General features: G+C 70.7%; 25 protein-coding genes. 15 read left to right on the top strand and 10 right to left on the bottom strand.

Translation table 11 applies throughout. From position 1 onward, the window contains the following. Positions 1-7 precede the first annotated feature (7 nt). The 4 genes from pehA to BM041_RS11945 form a co-directional block, all read right to left on the bottom strand. Positions 8-1576 (bottom strand): phosphoric/sulfuric ester hydrolase PehA, encoded by a 1569-nt coding sequence (gene pehA, locus BM041_RS11960; protein ID WP_092959645.1) that lies wholly within the window; start codon positions 1574-1576, stop codon positions 8-10. Between the two features lie 105 nt (positions 1577-1681). Continuing rightward, entirely contained in the window at positions 1682-2650 is a 969-nt protein-coding gene (locus tag BM041_RS11955) for a tripartite tricarboxylate transporter substrate binding protein (protein WP_175533884.1), read from the bottom strand. 8 nt (positions 2651-2658) lie between these two features. Next, positions 2659-3525 carry an amidohydrolase family protein gene (locus tag BM041_RS11950; protein WP_092959641.1) on the bottom strand — a complete coding sequence of 289 codons (867 nt, stop codon included), beginning with the start codon at positions 3523-3525 and terminating at the stop codon, positions 2659-2661. A gap of 1 nt (position 3526) precedes the next feature. Next, positions 3527-4936, bottom strand: coding sequence for a phenylacetate--CoA ligase family protein (locus BM041_RS11945; RefSeq protein WP_092959639.1), 1410 nt, complete (start codon positions 4934-4936; stop codon positions 3527-3529). Between the two features lie 101 nt (positions 4937-5037). Between BM041_RS11945 and BM041_RS11940 the strand changes: the two genes are divergently transcribed. Further along, positions 5038-5811, top strand: a complete 774-nt coding sequence (locus BM041_RS11940; RefSeq protein ID WP_092959637.1) for an IclR family transcriptional regulator domain-containing protein — start codon at positions 5038-5040, stop codon at positions 5809-5811. A gap of 12 nt (positions 5812-5823) precedes the next feature. On the opposite strand, the gene BM041_RS11935 is transcribed toward BM041_RS11940, so the two are convergent. The 3 genes from BM041_RS11935 to BM041_RS11925 all read right to left on the bottom strand — a co-directional run bounded on the left by BM041_RS11935 (position 5824) and on the right by BM041_RS11925 (position 8787). Continuing rightward, positions 5824-7302: a hypothetical protein gene (locus BM041_RS11935; RefSeq protein WP_092959635.1), complete on the bottom strand. Its 1479-nt coding sequence runs from the start codon at positions 7300-7302 to the stop codon at positions 5824-5826. A 94-nt stretch (positions 7303-7396) separates the two neighbouring features. Beyond that, complete coding sequence (locus tag BM041_RS11930) at positions 7397-8071, bottom strand: GntR family transcriptional regulator (protein ID WP_092959633.1); 675 nt, start codon at positions 8069-8071, stop codon at positions 7397-7399. Continuing rightward, entirely contained in the window at positions 8068-8787 is a 720-nt protein-coding gene (locus tag BM041_RS11925) for a GntR family transcriptional regulator (RefSeq protein ID WP_245762042.1), read from the bottom strand. Before BM041_RS11925 ends, BM041_RS11930 begins: the two co-directional genes overlap by 4 nt. A 180-nt stretch (positions 8788-8967) precedes the next feature. Between BM041_RS11925 and dctP the strand changes: the two genes are divergently transcribed. The 6 genes from dctP to BM041_RS11895 are packed head-to-tail and all read left to right on the top strand — an operon-like array spanning position 8968 to position 14734. Then, the gene (dctP, locus tag BM041_RS11920; RefSeq protein ID WP_092959630.1) at positions 8968-9957 is read left to right on the top strand and encodes a TRAP transporter substrate-binding protein DctP; all 990 of its coding nucleotides are present in this window, start codon (positions 8968-8970) and stop codon (positions 9955-9957) included. Positions 9958-9966: 9 nt separating this feature from the next. Beyond that, the gene (locus BM041_RS11915) at positions 9967-10455 is read left to right on the top strand and encodes a TRAP transporter small permease (RefSeq protein ID WP_217648697.1); all 489 of its coding nucleotides are present in this window, start codon (positions 9967-9969) and stop codon (positions 10453-10455) included. A gap of 2 nt (positions 10456-10457) precedes the next feature. Further along, on the top strand, positions 10458-11753 hold the full coding sequence (locus tag BM041_RS11910; protein ID WP_217648696.1) for a TRAP transporter large permease: 1296 nt from the start codon (positions 10458-10460) through the stop codon (positions 11751-11753). A gap of 5 nt (positions 11754-11758) precedes the next feature. Beyond that, positions 11759-12205, top strand: a complete 447-nt coding sequence (locus BM041_RS11905; RefSeq protein WP_092959626.1) for a type II 3-dehydroquinate dehydratase — start codon at positions 11759-11761, stop codon at positions 12203-12205. Between the two features lie 16 nt (positions 12206-12221). Beyond that, a complete protein-coding gene (locus BM041_RS11900; RefSeq protein WP_092959624.1) occupies positions 12222-13301 on the top strand; it encodes an alpha/beta hydrolase in 1080 nt (359 codons plus the stop codon). Beyond that, positions 13298-14734, top strand: coding sequence for an alpha/beta hydrolase domain-containing protein (locus BM041_RS11895; protein ID WP_092959622.1), 1437 nt, complete (start codon positions 13298-13300; stop codon positions 14732-14734). Before BM041_RS11900 ends, BM041_RS11895 begins: the two co-directional genes overlap by 4 nt. 69 nt (positions 14735-14803) lie before the next feature. Here the strand turns inward: BM041_RS11895 and BM041_RS11890 are convergent, their stop codons facing one another. Both BM041_RS11890 and BM041_RS11885 read right to left on the bottom strand, forming a co-directional pair. Continuing rightward, a complete protein-coding gene (locus BM041_RS11890; RefSeq protein WP_092959620.1) occupies positions 14804-15760 on the bottom strand; it encodes a D-2-hydroxyacid dehydrogenase in 957 nt (318 codons plus the stop codon). Continuing rightward, on the bottom strand, positions 15757-16788 hold the full coding sequence (locus tag BM041_RS11885; RefSeq protein ID WP_092959618.1) for a uroporphyrinogen decarboxylase family protein: 1032 nt from the start codon (positions 16786-16788) through the stop codon (positions 15757-15759). Before BM041_RS11885 ends, BM041_RS11890 begins: the two co-directional genes overlap by 4 nt. Positions 16789-16932: 144 nt before the next feature. On the opposite strand from BM041_RS11885, the gene BM041_RS11880 reads away from it, so the two are divergent. From BM041_RS11880 to BM041_RS11860, 5 genes are all read left to right on the top strand, one after another. Then, positions 16933-17697 carry a GntR family transcriptional regulator gene (locus BM041_RS11880; RefSeq protein WP_217648695.1) on the top strand — a complete coding sequence of 255 codons (765 nt, stop codon included), beginning with the start codon at positions 16933-16935 and terminating at the stop codon, positions 17695-17697. A gap of 91 nt (positions 17698-17788) precedes the next feature. Beyond that, positions 17789-18784 carry a Bug family tripartite tricarboxylate transporter substrate binding protein gene (locus tag BM041_RS11875; RefSeq protein ID WP_092959614.1) on the top strand — a complete coding sequence of 332 codons (996 nt, stop codon included), beginning with the start codon at positions 17789-17791 and terminating at the stop codon, positions 18782-18784. Next, positions 18781-19215, top strand: a complete 435-nt coding sequence (locus BM041_RS11870; protein WP_175533882.1) for a nuclear transport factor 2 family protein — start codon at positions 18781-18783, stop codon at positions 19213-19215. Before BM041_RS11875 ends, BM041_RS11870 begins: the two co-directional genes overlap by 4 nt. 17 nt (positions 19216-19232) lie before the next feature. Then, the gene (locus tag BM041_RS11865) at positions 19233-19775 is read left to right on the top strand and encodes a carboxymuconolactone decarboxylase family protein (protein WP_092959610.1); all 543 of its coding nucleotides are present in this window, start codon (positions 19233-19235) and stop codon (positions 19773-19775) included. A 182-nt stretch (positions 19776-19957) separates the two neighbouring features. Beyond that, positions 19958-20974, top strand: a complete 1017-nt coding sequence (locus BM041_RS11860) for a VOC family protein (RefSeq protein ID WP_175533881.1) — start codon at positions 19958-19960, stop codon at positions 20972-20974. 9 nt (positions 20975-20983) lie between these two features. Here the strand turns inward: BM041_RS11860 and BM041_RS11855 are convergent, their stop codons facing one another. Further along, on the bottom strand, positions 20984-21622 hold the full coding sequence (locus BM041_RS11855; protein WP_139226032.1) for an SGNH/GDSL hydrolase family protein: 639 nt from the start codon (positions 21620-21622) through the stop codon (positions 20984-20986). Between the two features lie 473 nt (positions 21623-22095). Between BM041_RS11855 and BM041_RS11850 the strand changes: the two genes are divergently transcribed. The 3 genes from BM041_RS11850 (at position 22096) to dapB (ending at position 24129) form a co-directional block, all read left to right on the top strand. Continuing rightward, entirely contained in the window at positions 22096-22920 is an 825-nt protein-coding gene (locus BM041_RS11850) for a HesA/MoeB/ThiF family protein (RefSeq protein WP_092959604.1), read from the top strand. After that, a complete protein-coding gene (locus BM041_RS11845) occupies positions 22917-23291 on the top strand; it encodes a DsrE family protein (protein WP_092959602.1) in 375 nt (124 codons plus the stop codon). The genes BM041_RS11850 and BM041_RS11845 overlap by 4 nt, the downstream gene beginning before the upstream one ends. A 64-nt stretch (positions 23292-23355) precedes the next feature. After that, positions 23356-24129: a 4-hydroxy-tetrahydrodipicolinate reductase gene (gene dapB / locus BM041_RS11840; RefSeq protein WP_092959600.1), complete on the top strand. Its 774-nt coding sequence runs from the start codon at positions 23356-23358 to the stop codon at positions 24127-24129. Position 24130: the final 1 nt, after the last annotated feature.

Here is a 24130-nt window from a genome sequence, read left to right as displayed (position 1 = left end):
TGGCTCCTTATTCGGCGGCTGCGCGCGTGGCTACGGGCGCGGGGTCGGGCTTGCGCTCCTCCAGCCCCTGCGGCGTGGCGCGGAAATGGGTCAGGGTGCGCTCGGCATGGCGCAGGCGGAGCGACAGCGCCTTCTGCGCGTAGTCGCGCACCAGGGCGGCGTAGTCGGGATTCTCCGCGAGGTTCTCGAACTGGTTCGGATCGCGCGCCAGGTCGAAGAACAGCGGCGGCAGCGCGGCGAAATGCACATACTTGTAGTCGGCATCCTGCACGACGCAGAGGCTGCTCTCATCCATCGAGAGGCCGAGCTCGCCCTCGGGCTTCGAGTAGTGGACGTCGCGGAAATCATATTCGTAGTGCAGCACGTCACGCCAATCCGCCGGCTTCTCTCCGGCGATGACGGGCAGCAGCGAACGGCCATCGACGCTGCGCGGCGCCTCGCCCCCCAGCCATTCCAGGATGGTCGGCATCACGTCCACGCTCTCGGTGAAGGCGGTGTCGATCTCACCGGCGCGGTGCTCGGCGCCGGCGCCCTTGACCACCAGCGGGATGCGGAAGCTTTCGTCGAAATAGCCGACCTTGCCGAGCAGCCAATGGTCGCCGAGTTGCTCACCGTGGTCGGAGGTGAAGATGATGGTGGTGTCGTCCCACTGCCCCGTCTCCTCCAGGTAGGAGAAGACGCGGCCGAGGCAGTCGTCGATCTCCGTCATCAACCCGGCATAGGTCGCGCGCATCTGGCGGATGGCGAATTCGTCGAGGCCCGTGGCCACGCCGCCGGCGCCATGGAAGAAGCTGCCCTGGCGGATGCCGCGGAGGTAGTGGCGCAGCATCGGGTGCTGCGCGGCCTCCTCCTCCCACCGCTCGCGCCGGATCGGCGCGGGCATGTCGGCCGGGTCGTACATCGTGTTGTAGGGCGCGGGCGCGATGAAGGGGGGATGCGGGCGGTAGTAGCCGAGATGCAGGAACCAGGGCTTTTCGCCCTTGCCCTTGAGGTAGGTGAGCGCCTTCTCCGTGAAGAAGGTGCTGTCCGAGAGTTCGGCGGGGATGCGGCAGGGGCGGTTGGTGGCGCCGGGCACGGCATCCTCGCCTTCCGGCAGCCAGATATCCTCCCGCTTCGGCGGCAGCGTGTAGCCCTGATGCGCCAGCCAGCCGAAATAGCCATCCATGTTCGGCTCGAAGGCACCGACGCTGCGGAAGCCGTCCATCAGGTCGCCGAGCGTGGTGAAGCGCGGATCCTTCGGCCCACTGCTGCGCGGATCGGGCGTGGTGGTGGTGTAGCCGATCAGCGCGGGATCATAGCCCAGCAGCCGCAGCTGCTTGCCGAGGTTGGTGTGGCGCGCATCCAGCGGCACCGTGTTCTGCACGGCGCGATGGTTCATCAAATAGAGGCCGGTCAGCAGGCTGGCGCGGGCGGGGCCGCAGGGCACCGCGGTCGTGACATGGTTGCGGAAGGTCACCCCTTCGCGGCACAGGCGGTCCAGGTTCGGCGTGCGCAGGAAATCCGCGCCGAGGGCCGGCACGAAATCCGCGCGCCACTGGTCGACGACGATGAGAAGTACGTTGCGCCGCTGCCGCATGGAGGTCCGCCCTGTCCTGACGGCCTCGGCTTAGTCCTGGTGGGCGACCGTCGCATGACAGATCGGCGGCGCCTTCGTGAAACCCGCCCGGGCGGCGACGGCGCGCTATTCCGGCTTCACGCCGGCGTCCCGCACCACGCGCCGCCACTTCGCCACATCCTCCTCCAGGAAGCGGACGAAGTCCTGGGGCGATCCGCCACCGATATCGGCGCCGAGTTCGCGCATCCGGTTGGCGATGACGGGCTGGGCCAGGGCGTCGCGGGCATCGGCGGCCAGGCGCTGCACCACGGCATCGGGTGTCCGCGCCGGCGCCATCAGGCCGACCCAGGATGTCGCGTCATAGCCCGCCAGGGTTTCCGCGATGGCCGGTACCTCCGGCGTCATCGATGACCGTTCCCGCCCCGTGACGCCGAGGGCCCGAAGCTGGCCGCGCTGCACATGGGGCAGCACGGTCGTCATGTTGTCGAACATCATGCTGACGCGCCCGGCCAGCAGGTCCGTCACCGCCGGCGCGCTGCCGCGATAGGGCACATGCGTCATCTGCGTGCCCGTCATCAGCTTGAACAACTCCCCCGCCAGGTGGACGGAGGATCCGATGCCGCTGCTGGCGAAGGTCAGGCTGTCCGGCGCCCGGCGCAGCAGGGCCACGAGTTCCGCGATACTGGTCGCGGGGACGGAAGGATGCACGACCAGCATGTTGGGAAAGCTCGCCACCAGCAGGATCGGCGCGAAGTCCCGCAGCGTGTCGTAGCCCACATCGGGCCGGACGGCCGTCAGCACCGAATTCACGCTGGCCGTGCCCATCAGGATGGTGTGGCCATCGGCCGGCGCCCGCGCCACGGCCTGGGCACCGATCGCCCCGGTCGCGCCGGCGCGGTTCTCCACGATCACGGACTGGCCGAGCGAGCGGGTCATGGGCTCCACCAGCAGCCGCGCCATCAGGTCCGTGGCGCCACCCGGCGGGAAGGGCACCACGATCTGCACCTGGCGGGCCGGGAAGGCCGCCTGCGCCCTGGCGCCCGGGGCCGCGCCCAGCACGCCCGCCGCCGCGGCCAGGACGGTTCGCCTCTTCATGGCATCGTTCATGTCGTTGTTTCCCCCAGGCCGAAATAGGCTTCCGCGTTGCGGTGCAGGACCTTCGCCAGGATATCGTCGGCGAAGCCCATGGAGAGCCAGTCCGCCTTCAGCTTGGCGTGCCGCAGCACCGGGAAGTCGCAGCCGAACATCACGCGGTCCTGCAGCCAGGTGGCGATCGCCTTGCGGAGTTCCGGCGAATAGCGCTTCGGCCCCCAGCCATGCAGTTCGTAGCTGACATTCGGCTTGTGCCGCAGGATCGCCAGCATCTCGTCCTGCCAGGGATAGGCGGGGCGCGCGGCGAGGATCTTCAGCTTCGGATAGCGCGAGGCGACGTTGTCGATGTGCCGGGGATGGCCGTGGTCGAGTTCGATGCCATCGCCGCCCGGCAGGCCCTGGCCGATGCCGGTCAGGCCGGTCAGGATCATCACCGGCGTGCCATGGGCCTGCGCCGCCTGGTAGAAGACGTCCCAGCGCGGATCGCTGGCCGGCACGCCCGTGACCTGGCCGTTCACGCCGATGCCGACGAAGCCCGCGCCGGCGCCCAGCGCACGCTCGAACTCCTTGATGCTCTCATAGCCGCGGCGCGGATCGAATTGCAGCCAGTGGCCGGCGATGGCATCCGGGCGACGGCGCGCGAGGTCGAAGGCGTAGTCGTTCTCCGCCCGCATCTCCTCGATCGGCCAGAACTTCGGATAGGACAGGTCGAGGATCGCGCGCGTCTCGTGCCGGACGAATTCGTCGCACATGCCGTCCTCGGTGAAATACTCCACCTCCGTGCCCCAGATCGCCTGCTGCCGGGCCAGGGCTTCCGGCGTGCGGAACAGGTAGCCGCGCTTCGTGCCCCAGTGGGAATGGGCGTCCAGCATCCGCATGTCAGGCTTCCTGCACCGCGCGGCGGTCGATCAGCCGGCGGATCTTCGAGGTGGTGTCGAGGCCCGTGAGCGGCGCAAGCGTTCCCTTCGGGACCACCTCCACCTCCAGCCTGACGGAAAGCGCTTCCTTGAAGCGGCCCGCGAGGTCCGCCGCGAAGACATCCGCCGCAACACTGCCGTCAGACATCTCGACGCGCACGACCATGCGTTCACCGCGCTCCAGCACACAGAGGAATTCACCATTGCCGCGCGGATCGGCCGCGACGAGCGCACCGATCGCCTCGGGGAACACATTCACGCCGCGCAGCTTCACCATCCCATCCGCGCGGCCGCGGATGCCGGTGATGCGGCGATGCGTGCTGCCGCAGGCGCAGCGGCCCGGGGCGAAGCTGGTGATGTCGTTGGTGTCGAAGCGGATCATCGGCGCGACATGCTTGAAGAAGGTCGTGACGATGGCGCTGCCGTCCTCGCCCTCCGCGGCCAGGCGGCGCGTGCCGTGCTCATCGGGCAGGCCCAGGACCTCGACCGCGAAGCAATCCTCGAAGACATGCATGCCGCTCTTCTCGGCGCAGTCCACGGCGACGCTGCCGAATTCGTTCATCCCGTAGGTGTCGTAGACATCGGCGCCCCACAGCTCCTCCAGCGTGCCGCGATCCTCCACGCCGAGATGGGTGATCAGCCCCTTGATGCCGAAGCCCCGCGGGTCGAGCCCGAGTTCGTCCCGCGCCACCAGCGCCATGTGGCGGAGATAGGCGGGAAAGCCGATGAGGTGCGTGACGCCCCAGGCGCGCATCAGCTCGATCTGCCGGCGCGTCGGCGTCTGCGCGCCCGATCCCGTCATGATCGGCACCGCGCCCGTGTATTTCTGGATTCCCTCCCGCACCAGCAGCCCGCCATTCGGCAGGCCGAGCGACAGCGTGACCTGCAGGCGGTCGAAGGGACGCACCCCCTGCATGAACAACCGCCTTCCGGTAACGATATTCATCACCTCCCGGTCCCTCGGCGCGAACATCATCGGCCGCGGCAGGCCCGTGGTGCCGCCGGAGGTCTGGAACACCAGCGGCAGTGCCTCGTCCGTCGCCGGATTCACGCCGAAATAATCGGGCCAGAAGGGGTCGCGCTCCAGGCTTTCCCGCATGTCATGCACGGAGAAGGTCGGGATCAGCTTCAGGTCGTCGAGCGAACGGATATCGCCGGGTTGCAGCCCCGCTGCCGACCAGCGGCGCCGGTAGAAGGGCACCTGCCAGGCGCGCTCCATCTGCTTCAGGAAGGCCGCTTCCCGCCGCGCGCGCAGCGCTTCCTCCGGCAGGGTCCAGACCGTGTCGAAGAATTCGGGCGCCGGCGGGAATTCCTGGCACAGCGCGTCCAGGTCGATGGCCTCGTGATAGCGCGGCGGCACGCGAGCGGACATCCATCACCTTCCTGCCCGCCCCCGGCCGGGACTGGCGCAGCCCCTCAATTTGTGCGATTATCGCACATCAAGGGCGTATTGCGCACAACACTGGAATCCCCATGCCGCAGCGTCAAGAGCAGCCTGCCGATGGCGACTATGTGCAGAGCCTCGACCGCGGCCTGGCGGTCATCCGTGCCTTCGGGGCGGACCGGCCGCGCCTGACGCTGTCGGAGGCCGCGGCGCAGGCCGGCATCAGCCGGGCCGCGGCGCGGCGGCTGCTGCTGACGCTGCAGGCCCTCGGCTATGTCGCCAGCGAGGATGGCAAGCACTTCGCCCTGCGCCCCGCGGTGCTCGACCTCGGCTATGCCTATCTCGCCTCCCAGCCCTGGTGGCGGGACGCGCAGCGCCATATCGGGCCGCTGGCCGCGCGGCTCGGCCATCCCTGCGCCGTGGGTGTGCTGGATGGGGCGGAGGTCGTCTATGTGGCCTATGCCGCGCCGAACCCCGTGGCGGGGCTGGACCGCTCCGTCGGCACCCGCCTGCCCGCCCATGCCACCGCGATCGGGCGCGTGCTGCTGGCCTGGCTGGAACCGGCGCAGGTGGCGGCGCTGCTCGGGCCCGGGCCGCTCGACGCCTACACGCCCTTCACCCGCGTCGCGGTGCCGGATGTGCTGGCCGGCCTGGCCGCGGTGCGGCAGGCTGGCTCCTGCCTGGTGGACCAGGAATTGCGGCTCGGGCTCCGTTCCCTCGGCGTGCCGATCATCGGGCGGGACGGGCGCATCCGCGCCGGACTGAGCACGAGCTTCGGCCTGATGGACAAGCCGGACGAGGCCGCGATGCGCGCTGCCCTGGCCACGGCTGCCGCGCAGATCGGGCAGGCCGTGGCGGGATAGGCCGCGCGCCCGTCAGGCGCCGGGGTCGTAGTCCAGCGGGGGCGCATCCGCCCAGGCGGCGGGGGCGGCGGCCCAGTCGGCCGGCGCTTCCTCCGCGAACATTGCCGCCGCATCGGCGGCGGAGACGCCCTCGGCCTCCCCGCGCTCCAGCACATAGGCATGGCCCCGGGCCGCCCCGGCGGTCGCCGGCACCACGAACAGGATGCCGCCCTCCGCCAGGGCTTCGGCCAGCACCTCGACCAGATCCTCCAGCGCCATGTCGACCACGCCATCGGCGATGGACAGCGCCACGACGCCACCCTCCTCCCCGGTGATCAGCGCGCTGCCGGTGCCGATGCCGGCGAGGTGCCCGGCCAGCGCCGCGATCAACGCCTCGTCCACCGCCGGTTCCTCCTCGCCCTCCTCCTCATCCGCGGGTCCATCATCGGGGATGGCGAGCCTGGCGCGGCGCAGCAGGTCCAGCGCCATCGCCAGCGGCAGCGGGGCGGAGGCCTGCCCACCCCCCGCGGCCTCGGCGATGATCGCCTCCCACCGGTCCAGCCGCGCGCCCGTCTCGGCCTCGTCCGGCTGGTCCCCCGCGGGCTCGACGGAGACGGTCAGGCCGAGCAGGCAGACATCGCGGTCCAGCGGCGCCGCGCGCGGGATCGGCGGTTCCTGCCCGTTCACCAGCGCCTCCGCGGCCTCCCGCAGATCGGACGGGCGGAGCCGCGCGATGGCGGCGGTCGCAATCCAGAAGGGCGCCAGGATCACCGGCGTGAAGGCCGGGTCGATCGCGACCTCCGTCAGCGCCGCCTGCAGCGTCGCCGGGATCGCGGGGTCGCGCGGTTCCTCCCCGTGGCGCAGCACCGGGCTGACGAACAGGGCCGCCAGGCGTTCCTCCCCCGCCTCGCCCACCACATGGGTCGCTGCCGCGAATTCGATGGCCTGGCGGGCATAGGCGTAGTCCTGGGGCTCCAGCATCGATTCCACCACGCCGAGCGCCCCGTCCAGGCGCTGGGACAGCAATTCCTCCGTCAGCAGGTCGATCTGGTCCTCATCGGCCTCCGGGTCGGTCGCCCAGCGCGCGATGCGCGCGGCCAGCGTCCGGCCGGTGGAGGGCTTGCGCGGCGCCTCGCGCAGGTCCGCGGCCCGCAGGCCGAGGGCCCGCAGCGCCGCATCGCCGGAAAGCCTGTCCGCGGGCTCCCCGGGATAGGCCGAGAGGTCGGCATCCCCCCCCTGCGCCGCCAGCCAGGCGCGCATCGGCGCGGCGCGCAGCACATGCACGGCCACCTCGAAGCCGTGCCGGTGCAGCGCCCGCGCGACGGTCCGGGCGATGCGCGGGTGATCGGCGGGCCCGATCCGCGTCGCCGCCGGATGCGCCAGGCGGAACGCCTCCTCATCGGCATAGAGGTTGACCGGCACCACGTCCTGGTCCGCGCCATGGGCCAGGTCCAGCGTGCCCGTCACCGCGGCGACGATCGCCTCCGCCTTCTCGATCTCGGAGCACGACATGGGCGGGTGGTTCCTTTGCTGCCGCGGCGGGGCTGCGGATGTTGGCGCTGCGATTACGGCGAATGCCCACGCCCGCCAAGGGCCGGTGCCGGCGCTACAGGAAGCCGCTCGCCAGGGCGTGGTTCACGCCGCCCAGGATATGGGCGTCCAGGATGCGCCGCGCGGCGCCGGAATCGCGCCGCAACGCGGCATCGCGCAGCGCCGCATGTTCCCCGGCCGCGATCGCGCCGCGAAAGCCGAGTGCCCGGTTCTGGTAGCGCTGGTAGCGGTCGAACATCGCGGCATGCATCGCCATCAGCGTGCGCGATCCGCAGGCCGCGATCAGGCTCTGGTGGAACTGGGCATCGAAGCGTCGCCACCCGTCCAGCGCCGCCCCATCCCCCGCAAGCAGCCTTTCCTCCATCAGGGACAGCTTGTGATGCGCGGCGACGACCCGCGCCTCCCACTCCACATCGCCGGCGCGGAAGGATTGTTCCATCGCATGGCCTTCCAGCAGCAGGCGGAGGCCCGCCAGCTCCCGCAGTTCCGTGGGCGAGAAGGGCGCGACTTCGAAGCCGCGCTGGCCCTCGGCGATCACCAGGCGTTCCGCCACCAGGCGCGACAGCGTCTCCCGCAGCGTGCCGACGCCGGCATCATAGGCGTCGCGCAGCGCATCCAGCTTCAGCTTGCGCCCGGGCTCCAGCACGCCGCGCAGGATATCGGCGCGGATCAGGCGATAGGCGCGCTCCCCCGCTGTTTCAGACGGGGCCGTTTCAGACGGGGCCGTCATGCCGGCCTCGCCGGGCGGCGTCGCGGCGCCGCCGCGAAGGGTGCCAGGGCGTCGTCGTTCAGCACCTGGTCGACGCAGCCCGCGATATGGGCTTCCAGCAACCGGCCCGCGCCCTCCGCGTCCCGCCGCAAGGCGCAGTCCAGCAGCTGTGCGTGCTGCCCGGCCGCGACGGCGCCGCGGAAGACCACCGCGACCATCTGGTAGCGGAGGTAGCGGTCATAGGCCGCCGCATAGCTTTCCATCAGCACGGCGCTGCCGCAGGCATCGATCAGCGCCTGGTGGAAGTCGCGGTCGCAGCGCTTCCAGAGCATGGCGTCCGCTGCCTCCCCGGCCAGCAGGCGGCGTTCCAGCACCGCCAGCTTGTGGTGGGCGCCGACCACGCGGCCTTCCCAGTCCAGATCCCCCGCGGCGAAGGACAGCGTGATGGCGTGCCGTTCCAGCAGCAGGCGCAGATCGGCGATCTCGCAGAAATCGGCGGCGGAGACGGGGGCGACGGTGAAGCCGCGCTGTCCTTCCGCCACCACCAGATCCTCGCTCGCCAGGCGGTTCAGCGCCTCCCGCAGCGTGCCGACGCCGAAGCCGTACTCCCGCCGCAGCGCATCGAGGCCGAGCTTCTGCCCCGGCCGCAGCCGGCCGAGCACGACATCGGCGCGCAGCCGGCGATAGGCGGCATCGCCGCCCTCCCCCTCCCCGCTGCCGCCGGTGCTGCGGATCACCGCGCTGTCCCTCCCTGGCAGGCGCAGTATTGGCCGGCGGATCGGCTGCCGCAACATCGGATGAAAGACTGAATCTCCGATATCAGCGGAAATCCCGCTTGATCGCCGGTATCGCCGCCAGTAGCCTTCCGCCTCCATGCCGCCTGGCGGCCAAGGACGACCGAGGGAAGGAAGAACGCCATGTCATCGCTCATCGGGCGCCGCCCGCTGCTGGCCGCCGCCGCCGCGCTGGCCACCGCGCCGGTCCTGCCGGCCCGCGCCCAGCAGCGCCGCCGCATCCGCTTCACCGCCGTCTTCTCCGACCAGGACATCCGCGCGGATGCGATGAAGGGTTTCCAGCGCGACCTGGCGGCCGATTTCGACGTCGAACTCCACCTCAACGCCACGCTGTTCCGCCAGGGCACGGAACTGGTCGCGATCCAGCGCGGCAATGTGGAGATGGCGAACCTCGCGCCGCAGGATTTCTCCCGCCAGATTCCCGCCTGGTCCGTGATGGCGTCGGCCTACCTGTTCCGCGACGTCGACCACATGACCAAGGTCTTCGCCAGCCCGATCGGCGACGACTTCAAGCGCATGGCGCGCGAACAGCTGAACGTGCAGGTGCTCGGCCCGCTCTATTTCGGCACGCGCCATGTCAACCTGAAGCCGCGCACGCGCATCACGACGCCGGCCGACATGCGCGGCATCAAGCTGCGCATGCCGCCCGGGGAGACCTGGCAGTTCCTGGGCGAGGCACTCGGCGCCAACCCGACGCCGGTCGCCTTCGCGGAACTCTACACCGCGCTGCAATCCGGCACGGTGGATGGCCAGGACAACCCGCTGCCGACCAGCCGCACCATGCGGTTCCATGAGGTGACGACGCAGTTCGTCCTGACCAGCCACCTTGTCGCCTATGACCTGCTCTCCGTCTCCGCCCGCGTGTGGGATGGCCTGACGCCCGCCCAGCGCGCCGCCATGCAGGCCGCCGCCGACAAGGCGATCGCGGAAAGCAGCCGCCGCCATGTGGCGCAGGAGCAGGAGATGCTGGACTTCTTCCGCGCCCAGGGGCTGGAGGTCTATGCCCCCAACGTCGATGCCTTCCGGGCGGAGGCGCAGCGCCGCTACCTCGCCTCCACCCAGTCCCAGGGCTGGCCGGCGGGGATCCTCGACCGCATCAACGCGATCCGCTGATCGCGCGTCGTGGTCCACTGGCTCGGCCGCCGGGCGGAGGATGTGCTCTCCGCCCTGCTGGTGGCGATGTTCGTCGCCTTCCTGCTGCAGATCGTCACGCGCTACGTGCTGAACGCACCGCTGAGCTGGACGGCCGAGTTCTCCACCCTGTGCTGGGTCTGGGGCATCCTCTGGGGCGCCGGCCTGGTGCTGCGGGATGAGGAGGAGATCCGCTTCGACGTCATCTACGGCGCCATGAAGCCCGCGGTGAAGCGCGTGGCGGATGCCGTCACCGGCACCGCCGTGGTCGCGATCTTCACCTGGTCGCTGCCCGCGGTGGTGGACTACGTCACCTTCATGAAGGTGGAGAAGACCGCCTATCTGGGGCTTCGCTTCGACCTCGTCTTCTCCGTCTACGTCATCTTCGCCATCGCGCAGATCGTGCGCCATGCGCTGATCGTCTGGCGGTCCGTCACCGGGCGCAGTGTCACCGGGCGCGGCCTGGCGCGGGGGGCCTGACCATGCTCTCCCCCCTCACGCTCTGCCTCATCACCCTGCTCGGCCTCTCCTGCCTCGGCCTGCCGATCGGCGTCGCGATGATCTGCGCCTCCATCGTCTATCTCGGCGCCTCGGGCCAGGACATGTCGATCGCGGCGGAGCAGGTTCTGAACGGGCTGAACGGCAGCTATGTGCTGCTGGCCGTGCCGCTCTTCATCTTCTCCGCGGGGCTGATGAATGCGGGCAGCCTGACGGACCGGCTGCTGCGCTTCTGCGACCTGCTGGTGGGCCGCTTCCGCGGCGGGCTCGGCCACGTCAATATCGTGCAGAGCGTGATCTTCGCGGGCATGTCCGGTTCCGCCGTCGCCGATGCCGCCGGCAGCGGCAAGGTGCAGATCGACATGATGACGAAGGGCGGCATCTACACGCCGAGCTACGCCGCTGCCCTCACCGCGGTCACCGCCGTGATCGGGCCGATCATCCCGCCCTCCATCCCGATGGTGCTCTACGCGCTCGTCGCCGATGCCTCCATCGGCTACCTGTTCCTGGGCGGCGTGATCCCCGGGCTGCTGATGGCGGCGGCGCAGATGGGCATCAACAGCTGGATGGCGCATCGCCACAACTGGCCGATCGCGGAGAAGGTGCCGCTGCGCGAAGTGCCGCGCCTGACGGTGGAGGCACTGCCCGCGCTGCTGATGCCCGTCATCCTGCTGGGCGGCATCTATGGCGGGGTGATGACGCCGACGGAAGCCGCGGCCGTCGCCGCCGCCTATGCCTGGCTGATCGCCGCCGTCTTCTACCGCAGCCTGACGCTGCGCCAGACCTGGTCCGCAGTGGTGGACAGCGCGCGGTCCACCGCCGCCATCGGCATGCTGATCGCCGGCGCGCTGGCGCTGAACTTCGTCATCACCAGCGAGAACGTGCCCAATGCCGTGCGCGGCATCCTGGCTGGCTGGGAATTGTCGCAGTGGCAGTTCCTGCTGCTGGTGAACATCATCCTGCTGGTGCTGGGCTGCCTGATGGAAGGCAGCACCATCCTGCTGATCGTGGTGCCCGTGCTGGTGCCCGCCGCCCAGGCGCTGGGCGTGGACATGGTGCATTTCGGCGTCATGGTCGTCGTCAACATCATGATCGGCCTCGTGACGCCGCCCTACGGGCTGCTGCTGTTCATCGTCGCCAAGCTGTCGAACCAGCCGCTGATGGCGGTGGTGCGGGACACGCTGCCCTTCCTGCTCGCCATGATCGCGGCGCTCGCGCTCATCACCTACGTCCCCGAACTCGTGCTCTGGCTGCCGCGGCAGCTCGGCTACCAAGGCTGAACGCGATGACCCGCAGGCTGCATGTGCTGAACGGCCCCAACCTGGATCGCCTCGGCAAGCGGGAGCCCGAGATCTACGGCCGCACCACCCTGGCGGAGATCGAGGCGCTGTGCCGCGACGCTGCCGGGCCGGACACGGTCGTGTTCCGCCAGACCAACTACGAGGGCCAGCTGGTGGAGTGGATCCACGACGCCATCGACAGCGACGCGGCCGGCCTGGTGATCAACCCCGCCGGGCTCAGCTTCCGCTCCATCCCGCTGGTCGATGCGCTGCGGATGTTCACGCGGCCGGTCGTGGAACTGCATATCTCCAACATCCATCGCCGCGATGCGCTGCACCAGCATTCGCTGGTCTCCACCGTGGCGACGGCGGTGATCGCGGGCCTCGGCGCGCGCGGCTACGCCACCGCGATCCGGTCGCTGCGGGAGATGCTCGATAACGCCGCCAACTGACGGGGAGGAAGGATCGATGACGATGTGGAAGGGCCTGTCGGGCCTCGCGCTCGGTATCCTGGCCTGGGGCGGCGTCGCCCTGGCCGAAACGCCCGGCGAACGGGTGGCCGGCCAGGCGGTCGTGAACTACCGCATCTTCGGCGATGTGCACGAACCCTGGCCGGAACGGCGCCACACCTTCACGGGTGGCGTCACGGGGCTGGCCGACATCACCTATTCGACCATCGCGGGCTACCGGCCCATGAAGCTCGACCTCTATCTGCCGCCGCCGGGCGGCGGGCCGAGGCCCCTCATCGTCTACATCCATGGCGGCGGCTGGATGGGCGGCGGGCCGCGGCTTTCAGCCGCCTTCGCGAACTGGCCGGAGGTCCTGGCCTCCGTCGCGGCGGAGGGCTTCGTCGTCGCCTCCGTCGCCTATCGCTTCGCCGGGGAGGAACCCTTCCCGGCCGCCATCCACGACGTGAAGACGGCGATCCGGTTCCTGCGCGCCCATGCGCATCGCTGGGGGATCGACCGGGAGAGGGTCGGGCTCTGGGGCGCCTCCTCCGGCGGGCAGCTGGCGGCGCTGGCGGGCACGAGTTGCGGCGTGGAGGCCCTGGCGCCACCCGTCGTGGCGCCGCGGATGAACGCCAATGTCGAACAGCCGATCAGCCCGCCCGCCGGGCTGCTGCAGCAATCCGACTGCGCGCAGGCCGTCGCCGCCTGGTACGGCATCTTCGACTTCGCGACGCTGCGCCGCCCGCCGGCCGGCACGACAAACCACCGCGAGCATCCCTACCTCAACTGCGGCAGCGCGACCTGCCCTGAGGAACGGCTGAATACGCCGAGCCCCGCGCATTACGTCGACCGCAGCGACCCGCCCTTTCTGCTGATCCATGGCGATGCGGATCGCACCGTGCCGGTGGCGCAGTCGCAGGAATTCCACCAGCGGCTGCGCACCGCCAGCGTCGCCGCGGATCTCGTCATCCTCCCCGGCATCGACCACAGCTTCATCGGCGGCAGCCACGACCAGACGCGCGACACCAGCCGCGCGATGCTGGCGCGCACGCTGGACTTCTTCGCCACGACGCTCGGCAGCGGGAGGAGCGGGCGATGATCCGCGCGCTGGCCGCTGCTGCACTGCTGCTCGGCCTTGCGGCGTCACCGGCCCGGGCGATCCCGGATCCCGTCGTCACCGCCCCCGTCCCCGCGACCGTCGCGCCAGGCGATCCCGCGCGCGACTATCCCTTCCTCGCCACGACCCTCTTCCCGCCGGGGGGCGGCTATGTCGAGGAGGAGTTCTTCCTTGCGGGCACGGCGAACCGCTACACGACCGCCTGCCCGCAGACGCTCTGCGCCGCTGCGGCCTCGGAGGAGCCGGCGCGGGTGGTGAGCGATGGCCACCCTTATCGCATCCGCCTGGTGGTGCGCCGCCCCGCCGATCCGGCGCGCTTCAACGGGCGCGTGATCGTGGAGTGGCAGAACGTCACCAACAACTGGGAACTCGACGTGCAGTGGTACCGCGCGTCGGAGTATTTCATCCGCGAAGGCTATGCCTGGGTCGGCGTCGGGCCGCAGCGCGCGGGCGTGCACGGCACGCCGAACGGCCTGCGCGCCTGGAACCCGCGCCGGTATGGCACGCTGGACGTGACGGCGGGCGGGACCATCACCGATGACAGCCTGAAATGGGACATCTTCAGCCAGGCGGGCCAGGCCATCGCGCGGCCGCGCGGCGTCGATCCGCTGGGCGGGCTGCCCGGCGCGCGGACGCTGATCGCCACCGGCGATTCGCAGTCCTCGGTCAACCTGGCGACCTATGCGAACGTGGTGCATCCGCTCGATCCCATCTACGCCGCCTTCGTGCTCGGCGGGCCGATCGACATCCCGATCCGCACCGATGTGCGCCAGCCCGTCTTCAAGATCATCAGCGAATGGGACCTGCTGCGGTCCGAAGCGCGGCTGCGGCGACCGGACACGGACCGCTACATTGCCTGGGAGATCGCGGGCTCCTCCCACAGCGACTACCACAATTTCGTCGTCAACAGCCCGGTGCGCTTCCGCGACGTCGGCGTGCGCGGCATCACGCCGGACACCGCGAATTGCATCGACCCCGCCCGCAGCCGCGTGCGGCTGCACCTGGTCACCCAGGCGGCCTATGCCTGGACCGCGCGCTGGCTGGGGGGCGAGCGCCCGCCCTCGATGCCCGCGCCGATGGACGTGGATCTCTCCCGCGATCCGCCGGTGGCGCTGCGCGACGAGCACGGCATCGCGCGTGGCGGCGTCCGCCTGGCCGATGTCGAGGTGCCGGTGGCGCTCAACACGGGCTGGAATGCGGGCGGCGTGGCCCCGGTGCCGGACGGCGCCTGCCGCCAGGCTGGCACGCATGTCCCCTTCGATGCGGCGACCCTGCGCCGCCTCCACCCGTCGCGCGACGCCTATCTGCAGCGCGTGCGGGAGGTGACGGAGCGCAACCTGCGCGATGGCTTCCTGCTGCAGCCCGACGCGGCCCGCATCGTCGCCACCGCAGCCGAGGGCCTGCCTGTGTGGTGAGGAACAGGCGGCTTGTGATCGGCGGGATCGTCCACCGGCTGCGCGGCGCCTGCCGCCGGAGGACGACCCCTACGCCGACGCCGCGCCCCGCCGCTGCACGAGGTTGCGCAGCCCGGAAGGCCCCTTCTCCCGCCACGCCCGCAGATTCTCCGCCACCGCCGGCAGGGCCTGCTGCATGTAGATGTCGCTGACGCCGCCGACATGCGGCGTGACGATGACATTCGGCATCGCCCAGAGCGGGCTTTCCTTCGGCAGCGGCTCGGTCGCGAAGACATCGAGCCCGGCGCCGGCAATCCCGCCCGCCGCGAGGCACGCCGCCAGCGCCGCCTCATCCACCACCGCGCCGCGGGCGATGTTGATGAGGAAGGCGTCGGGCCGCATGGCCGCCAGCACGCCGGCATCGACGATGTGGCGCGTCTCCGCCGCATAGGGCACCAGCACGACCAGGAAATCGGTGCGCGACGCGGCCTCGGCCAGGCGATCGCGCGGCAGGATCGCGTCGAAATGCGGCACCCGCGCCCGGCCATTGCTGACGCCGATCACCGTCATGCCGAACAGCCGGCAGCGTTCCGCCAGATGCTCCGCGATGGCGCCGACGCCGAGGATCGTGACGGTGCGCCCCTGCAGCAGCCGCTGCGGCCTGCGGTCCCACACCCGCGCCGCCTGGCGTTCCAGCACGCCGCGCATGTCGCGCAGCAGCGACAGCATCATCAGGAAGGCGAGTTCCGCCATCTGCGGCCCCTGGATGCCGCGCATCGCCGTCACCAGCACGTCGGGCCGCAATTCGGGCAGCGCCTCCAGCTGGTCCGTCCCGGCTGTCAGCGCCTGGATCCAGCGCAGCCGGGTTGCGGCCGCCAGCACGCGGCCGGGGATGGCGTGGGCGAGGCCGATGATGACCTCCGCCTCCGCCGCCGCCCGCATCATCCCCTCCCCGCCATCGGCGAGGACGTAGTCATACCCCGGCGCCGCGGCCGAGAGGGCGTCGAGCGAGAGGTCCACCCCCTCGCCGAACACCAGGATTGTCACGCGATCTCGCGCCGCACGATCGCCGCGCCATCCGCCAGCGCCTTCAGCTTGGCGAAGGCGGTCTCCCGCGACAGGTACTTCATGCCGCAATCCGGCGCGGGCACGATCCGCTCCGGCGGCAGCACCTTCATCGCCTCCCGGATGCGGCCCGCCACCGTCTCCGCCGTCTCGACCTCCGTGGTGCCGAGGTCGATGACGCCGACCATCACCGTCTTGCCCGGCAGGTCGCGCAGGATGCCGAGGTCGAGCTTCGGCTGCGCCGCCTCGATCGAGATCTGCTGGGCGTTGGCGGCGGAGAGTTCGGGCAGGAAGGAATAGCCCGTGGGCTTGCTGCTCACCATCGCGGCGTAGCCGAAGCAGAGATGGATGGCGGTCGTGCCCTCGATCCCTTCCAGCGCGCGGTTGATGGCGGCGATGGCGAAGCGGCGCGCGCGGTCCGGGAACGCCTGCATCCAGGGCTCATCGAGCTGGATCACATCGGCGCCCGCGGCCTTCAGTTCCCGGATCTCCTCGTTCAGCGCGGCGGCGAAATCCATCGCCACCTCGGCCTCGTCACCATAGAACTCGTTCTTGCACTGCGCGGTCATAGTGAAGGGGCCAGGCAGCGTGATCTTCACCGGGCGGTCCGTGTTGGCCCGCGCGAAGGCGACATCGCGGACCTCCACCGCGCGGATGCGGCGGATGCGGCCGACGATGCGCGGCACCAGCGTCGGCTTGCCGGTGCGGCCGATGATCTCGCCGGGCACGACGTGTTCGATGCCTTCGAGCGCGCAGGAGAAGTGGTTGGAGTAGCTCTCCCGCCGGATCTCGCCATCGGTGATGATGTCGATGCCGGCGCGTTCCATGTCCCGCATCGCGATCAGCGTCGCGTCGTCCTGCGCCTGTTCCAGGCGCGGCTCCTCGATCCGCCAGATGTCGGGGGTGCGGATGCGCGGCACCAGGCGGCTGCGCAGCCGGTCATGGTCCACGAGCCAGGCCGGCTGGGGGTAGCTGCCGACGACGGTGGTGGGCAGCAGCGTCTGGCTCATGCCTTGATCCTCACTGGTCGCCGGCACCGCTGCCGGCAGCGCGTCTGGCCGCCGGCACTGCCGGCTTGGGCGTCGGGGACGCCGATGCCCGTCGAATATCGTTTTTCGTTTGACCGTGGAAGCGGGTTTCGCCAATCCTCCGGCATGGCCATGAGCCCCCATCGCACCACCCCGGTCGCCATCGCCCTCCCGGGCGTGGAGGAAGCCCGGACCCTGACCACGGCGGTGCATGGCCGGCTGCGCGACGACCTCATCGCCTGCCGCATCAGGCCCGGGGAGAAGCTGCTGATCGGCCTGCTGGCCCAGCGCTTCAAGGTCAGCGCCGCGATCATCCGTGAAGCCCTCTCCCGCCTCCTCGCCGACGGGCTCGTGGTGGCCGAAGACCAGCGCGGCTTCCGCGCCAGCCCGCTGACCCTGCCCGATCTGCGCGACCTGGCGGAGACGCGGGCCGAGATCGAATGCCTGGCGCTCCGCCGCTCCATGGCCCGCGGCGACGCGGCGTGGCGGGAGGCGGTGCAGGCGTCCTGGACCGCGCTCCGCACCAGCCGCCACCCCCTGCCGGGTGACAGTGCGGAGGCGCATGATTCCTGGTCCGCCCTGCATGCCCGCTTCCACGCGGCGCTGGTCGGCGCCTGCGGGCTCGACTGGCTGATGCGCTTCCGCACCACGCTCTATGAGCAGAGCGAACGCTACCGCCGCATGTCGCGCCTGGTGCGCGGCCTGTCGCGCGACGTGCAGGCCGAACACGGGCAGATCGTGGAGGCCGTGCAGGATGGGGCGGAGGAGGATGCCGTCGCCCTCCTCGCCGCCCATCTGCGCCGCACGGCGGAGGATATCGAGGCCGCCGCCCGCAACCAGGGCCTGGGCGACGCCATCACCCCCCGCAGCCGCTGGGGCCAGGGCGCCTAGCCGCCACGCCGAAATATCGATTTTCGCTTGACGCTCCCTGCCACGCGTGAAAGCGTCTCCGCCACAAGAAGACCAATGCGGAGGAAGTCCCATGCGAGGCATCACGCGCCGCGGCCTGGTCGGCGCGGCAGGCGCCGCAACCGTCGTGGCGCCGTCCCTGGCGCCGTCGCCGGCCTGGGCCCAGACGGCCTATCCCAGCCGCACGATCAGCCTGATCTCCCCCGCCGCACCGGGCAGCCAGACCGACATCTTCTCCCGCACCCTCGCCGCCCCACTCGCCCAGCGCCTCGGCCGGCCGGTGGTGGTGGAGAACAAGCCGGGCGCGGGCGGCATCGTCGGCACGCTGGCAACGGTGCGCGCGGCCCCCGATGGCCACACCATCCTCTACGCCTCCAACAGCGGCTTCCTCATCTCCCCCCATCTGCGCCGCCCCGCGCCCTACAACACGCCGCGCGACCTGGTGCCGATCGCGATCACGCTGAGCGGCCCTTCCGTCATCGTCGTCAACCAGAATGTCGCCGCCAGGACCATCGGCGATTTCGTGACGGAGCTGCGCGCCAATCCGGGCAAGTACAACCTCGGCAGCCATGGCGTCGGCGCCTTCAGCCACGTCGCCATGGAGATGTTCATGGCCCAGACGCGGACGGAGATGGTGCACCTGCCCTATAATGGCGGCGGCCCGCTCGGCGCGGCCTTCCTCTCGGGCGACGTCCATGTCGCGCTGCTGGATGTGCTGACGGCCAGGCCGCTCATCGCCTCCGGCCGCGGCCGCGTGCTCGCCACCGTCGGCGAAAGACGGTCGCCCATCTTCCCCGATGCGCCGCTGGTGTCGGAAACCGTGGCCCCCGGCCTCGCCATGGATTTCTGGCTCGGCCTGCTCGCCCCCGCCGGCACGTCGGCGGAGATCGTGGAGCGCCTGCACAACGAGATCAACGCCATCACCCTGGGCGCGGAAGGCCGGGCCCGCGCGGCGGAGGTCTCCATGCTGACCGACCCCCTGCCCCTGCCCGCGCTCCGCGCCAAGGTGGAGCGGGAGTGGGAGGAATGGGGCCGCGTGATCCATGACCGCAACATCCTCGGCACATGAGCGCGGGGATGACGGAAGACGAACGCCGCGCGATCGAACAGGATTGCCTGAAGCTGATCGCCACCTACGCCGTGGCCGCCGACCATCATGATGCCGAGGCCTTTGTCGGCATCTTCACCGAGGACGGCGAATGGATCCGTCCCAAGGCCAGCCTGAAGGGGCATGCGGCGCTACGGGACTTCATGGTACGGCGGCCGCGGGACGTGCTGTCCTACCACGTCTCCTCCAACGCCGTCGTGACGGTGACGGGGCCGGCGACCGCGCGCGGCATCTCCTACGCCACGGTCTATCGGCACGAAGGCCATGCGGGCGGGGAGGCACCGCTCACCGGGCCGGAAGCGATCGTCGAATACCATGACGATTTCGTGCTCACCCCGGCGGGGTGGCGCATCGCCGCGCGCCGCAGCCATTCCATCTTCCGCCGCGCCTGACACGAGGTTCCGCCCGCATGGCCCGCGTTCCCCTGCCGACGCGCGAGGAGTTCCCCGAGGAACACCGCGCCACCTATGACCGCATGCAGCGGGAACGCGGCAACCCGACGCCGCATGTCTTCCTCGCACTCGCCAACATGCCGAACCTGATGGATTCCCTGCTGAGTTTCACGAAGGAGATGCGCCACGGCTCCGTCATGGACCAGCACCACCGCGAACTCGGCATCATGATGACGGCGCGCGCGGCCAATTCCCGCTACGAATTCGACCATCACTGGAACCACGCCATCCGCGCCGGCGTCACGCGCGAACAGCTCCTCGCCCTCGACGACCACGCGACATCGCCGCTGTTCAGCGACCGCGAACGCGCGGTCTGCGCCTATGCGGCGGAGGCGACCCGCCAGATCGAGGTCTCCGACGCCACCTGGTCCGCCCTCATCGCCGCCTTCCCGCTGCGGGAGGCGATGGACCTCGTCATGGCGGTCGCCTGGTACAATGCGGTCGCGCGCATCAACGGCCCGCTGAAGGTCGAGAACGAAGACTGGTTCCGCACAATCTGAAGCCAACGGCCGCTTTCAGCGACTCGTTGGTATTTCTTTTTGATGCCTCAAACGCCGGCGCCCGCTCCGCGGGCTTGGCTTCGCGGCACTGGCCGCGGGCCGCATTCGCGGCCTCGGCCGACTTCGTCGGCCGCAGGTCACTCCATCCTGCCATTGGTATGAAGCGTTCCGGAGTCCCGCCCATGTCGATCCCGCCGCCCGTCCACTACCCCCCCTTCAACACCACCCGCGCCAGCCATGTGGTGCTGACGGTGCGGGACCTCGATGCCGCGATCGCCTTCTACACCCGCGTCATCGGGCTGGTGGTGACGGGGCGCGAGGGCGCCGTGGCCTGGCTGCGGGGGATCGAGGAGATCGCCCATCACAGCCTCGTCCTGCGGCAGTCCGATGCGCCGCCGATCTGCGAACGCGTGGGATTGCGCGTGCAGACGGAGGAGGAGCTGGACAAGGCCGCCGCCTTCTTCGATGGCATCGGCCTGACGCCCCGCTTCGTCGATGTGCCCTTCCAGGGCCGCACCATGCAGGTGGCGGACCCCATGGGCACGCCGCTGGAATTCTGCGCGCGGATGCAGGCGGTGGACCGCCGCCTGCTGCAGACGGACCACCACCCCGGCGGCGCCGCGCTGCGCTTCGACCACAAGCAGATCCACATGGCGGATGTCGCCGCCGCGGCGGAATTCTACACGAGGCTCGGCTTCCGCACCTCGGACTACATCGTGGCGGGGCCGCAGGATGCGCTGATGGGCGCCTTCATGCACCGCAAGGACATCCCCTGGGACCTGGTGTTTCTCGCCGGGCCGGGCCCGCGCCTGCACCATTTCGCCTATGTCACGCCCAGCATGATCGACATGTTCCGCGCCTGCGATGCCGCGGGGCTGCACAAATACGGCCCCTCGGTCGAACGCGGCCCGGGGCGGCACGGTCTCGGCCATGTGCAATACGTCTATTTCCGCGACCCGGACGGCCATCGGGTGGAGCTGGTGCTGGAAGCCCCGCACCACATGACCGACCTGGAACAGGAACCCGTGCGCTGGGATGCGGCGCGGCGGGCCAATACGATGGATTGGGGCTACCCGGCCCCGCGCTGCTGGTTCGACGAGGCGACGGCCTTCGCGGGCCTCACCCCCACACCCTGGACGCCGCCGCCCGACCGGGTGTCGCTGGAGAGTTACCTCGCTTCCCGGCCGGTCGCCCCGTAGCCCGGGAGGTCAGCGCATCCCCGCCACCTGGGTCCGCTCCATCGACCGCACCAGGGCGGACCACCAGTTGCGGTACCATTCCCCGGTCGGGTGCACCCCGTCATGGGATTCATAGGTGCAGCGGGCTTCGCGGCCACGATGGATGGCGGGCAGGTGGCGCAGCGCGTCATCGGCCTGGTTCACGCGGCGCGCCAGGACGCGGTCCAGCGCCGTGCTGCCCTGTTCCAGCTGGGCGTCGCGGTTGAAGCAGCCGGGCGTCGCCCAGATGATGCGCGCCGCCGGCCAGCGCTCCATCACCGCGCTGATCTGGCGGAGGTACTGGTCCGCTTCCTCGTTCCGCATGCCGCGCAGATCATTGGTGCCGAAGACCAGCACCAGGCGGCGGGCGCAGCGGGGTTCCTGCTGGCGCAGCCAGGCGATGCCGGCGCCGTTGCGGGCGATCACCTCGAACCCCTGGGCCTGGGCGAAGGGGGCCATGCCGACGGCCAGGCTGTCGCCCAGCAGCACGTCGGGGCAGCCGGTTTGGGCATGAACAGGCGCCGGGGCAGCGAGGAGCCAGCCCAGCAGCGGCAGCAGCAGGGTCCATCGGCCATGGCGACGGGCACGGTCCTTCACTGATCGGCCGTCCAGCCCAAGGCGCGTCCGCATGCGCATGCTCCGCCATCACCTCCTGCGATCGCCGGCGCATCTGGCGCCGGGGTTGCTACCATGGCGTTAACCCGGAACGGGCTGTGCCTGGGGCCATGGGCCCCGCCCGAGCGCCGGCGGGGCCGGGGCGCGGAACCCCTGCGGGCCATGTTGGCGCGCGGCAGGGGGAACCCGCCGGAAGGCGGGGCCGGGGGCATAACCCGGCGGGCGCAGCGCGCCAACCCCCGGAAGGGTTTCGCCAGGAATCACGAAAAAGATGGCGCCGACCGCCTTGTTCGCTCTATGTTCCGATGGTCATGGACCCGCATCGCGTCCGCGCCGCCCCGTCCCGGGTGCCGGCCTGGCCGCGAACACGGTGCTAAACGTCCTAAATCGGCATAATCGGGCTAAACGGCTAAGCGACTTAAATGTCACACCGTGGCGTGCCGCGCGCCGTATTGCGCCGCCCCCCGGCCCGCGCCCATATCACGCCGATGGACCTCGACTTCACCGAGGCGGAGCTCCGCCGCTACTCCCGCCACATCCTGCTGGAGGAAGTGGGCGCGATCGGCCAATCCCGCCTGCGATCGGCGCGGGTGCTGCTGGTGGGCGCCGGCGGCCTCGGCTCGCCGCTCGCGCTCTATCTGGCGGCGGCGGGCATCGGCACGCTCGGCATCATCGATGATGACCGGCTGGAACTGTCGAACCTTCAGCGCCAGGTCGCCCATGTCACCGCCCGGATCGGCCGCAACAAGGCGGACAGCGCGGCGGAGACGATCGGCGCCCTGAACCCGGAGGTGAAGGTGGAGATCCATGCCAGGCGCCTCGATGCCGCCTGGGCGTGGGAGAATGTGCCGAAATACGACCTCGTCTGCGACGGCACCGACAATTTCGCCACCCGCTTCCTGCTGGGCGATGCCTGCCACCTGCTGGGCCGCCCCCTCGTCTCCGCCGCCGTGCTGCGGTTCGAGGGTCAGCTCTCCGTCTTCAAATCCCACCTCGGCGCGCCGCATCCCTGCCACCGCTGCCTGCACCCCGAACCGCCGCCGGAGGGCCTGGTGCCCACCTGTTCGGAGGCCGGGGTGCTGGGCGCCGTCACCGGCGTGATGGGCACGCTGCAGGCGACGGAGGTCCTGAAGGTCATCCTCGGCATCGGGGAGGATCTGTCGGGCCGCCTGCTGCTGTGGGATGCGCTGGATGCGCGGTTCAGGACGGTGAAGCTGAAGCGCGACCCCGCCTGTGCCCTGTGCGGGGATGCCGCGACCATCCATGACCTTTCGGGCCATGGAGAGGTCGTCGCCCCGGCCTGCGCGGTGTGACCCAGCCGCTCGGCATCCTGCTGCGGCATGGGGACCATGAGGCCGCGCATTACGCGCTGGTGCTCGCCACCGGCGCGGCGGCGGTGGGACGGGACGTCACGCTCTTCGCCACCAATGGCGGCTGCCGCCTGTTCCTGGCGACCGCGCCGCTGGTGGAGGAAGCGCGGGAGGCGCTGCTGGCATCCCGCGGCGTGGCGGGGATCGCGACGCTGATGGAGGCGGCGCGGGACCTCGGCATCCGCCTGATCGCCTGCGAGGCCGGGCTGCGCGCGGAGGCGATCGCCGCCACATCGCTGGCGCCGGGGGTGGAGGTGGCGGGGGTGGTCACCTTCCTGGCGGCGGTCGGGGCGGGGCAGGTCGTCAGCCTTTAGCCCTGGCCTTGACCCCTCCCGCCGCGCGGGCGAAGCCTGGGCGCTCGGGAAACGGGGGGTTCGCATGGTCCGCATCGGCATCTGTGGCATCGCCGGCCGCATGGGGCGGCTGCTGGCGGAGGAAGCGGTGATCGCCGGCGCCACGCTGGCCGGCGGGATCGACCGGCCCGGCGCCGACCCCGCCGGGCTGCCCGCACCCCTGCTGCCGGATGCGAGCGCGCTGTTCGCCGCCAGCGACGTGGTGATCGACTTCACCCATGCCTCCGCCGCCGCCGGCCACGCCGCCGCCGCCGCCGCCGCGGGCCGGGCCTATGTGCTGGGTACCACCGGCCTGACGCTGGAGGAGGAGGCCGCCATCGCCGCCGCCGCACGCTCCGCGCCGGTCTGCTATGCCGCCAACTACTCCACCGGGGTGAACCTGGTCCTGGCCATCGCCGAACGCATGGGCGCCACCCTGCCGCCCGAACAATACGATGCCGAGATCCTGGAGATGCATCACCGCCAGAAGGTGGACGCCCCTTCCGGCACCGCCATCGCCATGGGCCGCGCGGTCGCGAAGGGGCGGGGGAAGACGCTGGAGGAGGTGGGGATCGACTCCGGGCGGGATGGCCATACCGGCGCTCGCCAGACCGGCCCCATCGGCTTCGCCGCCCTGCGCGGCGGCCAGGTGGTGGGGGAGCACACGCTGCTCTTCGCCTCCGGGACGGAGCAGATCGCGCTGACCCATCGCAGCTTCGACCGGCGATCCTACGCGACCGGCGCCATCCGCGCGGCGCTGTGGCTGCAGGGCCGGCCCGCCGGTCTCTATTCCATGATGGATGTGCTCGGCATGCGATAGG

Origin of the sequence: Falsiroseomonas stagni DSM 19981, from assembly GCF_900114315.1 — a bacterium.
Taxonomy (GTDB): Bacteria; Pseudomonadota; Alphaproteobacteria; order Acetobacterales; family Acetobacteraceae; genus Falsiroseomonas; species Falsiroseomonas stagni.
Note: the sequence above shows the minus strand (reverse complement) of the source record. Positions and strands in the feature narration are given on the sequence as shown.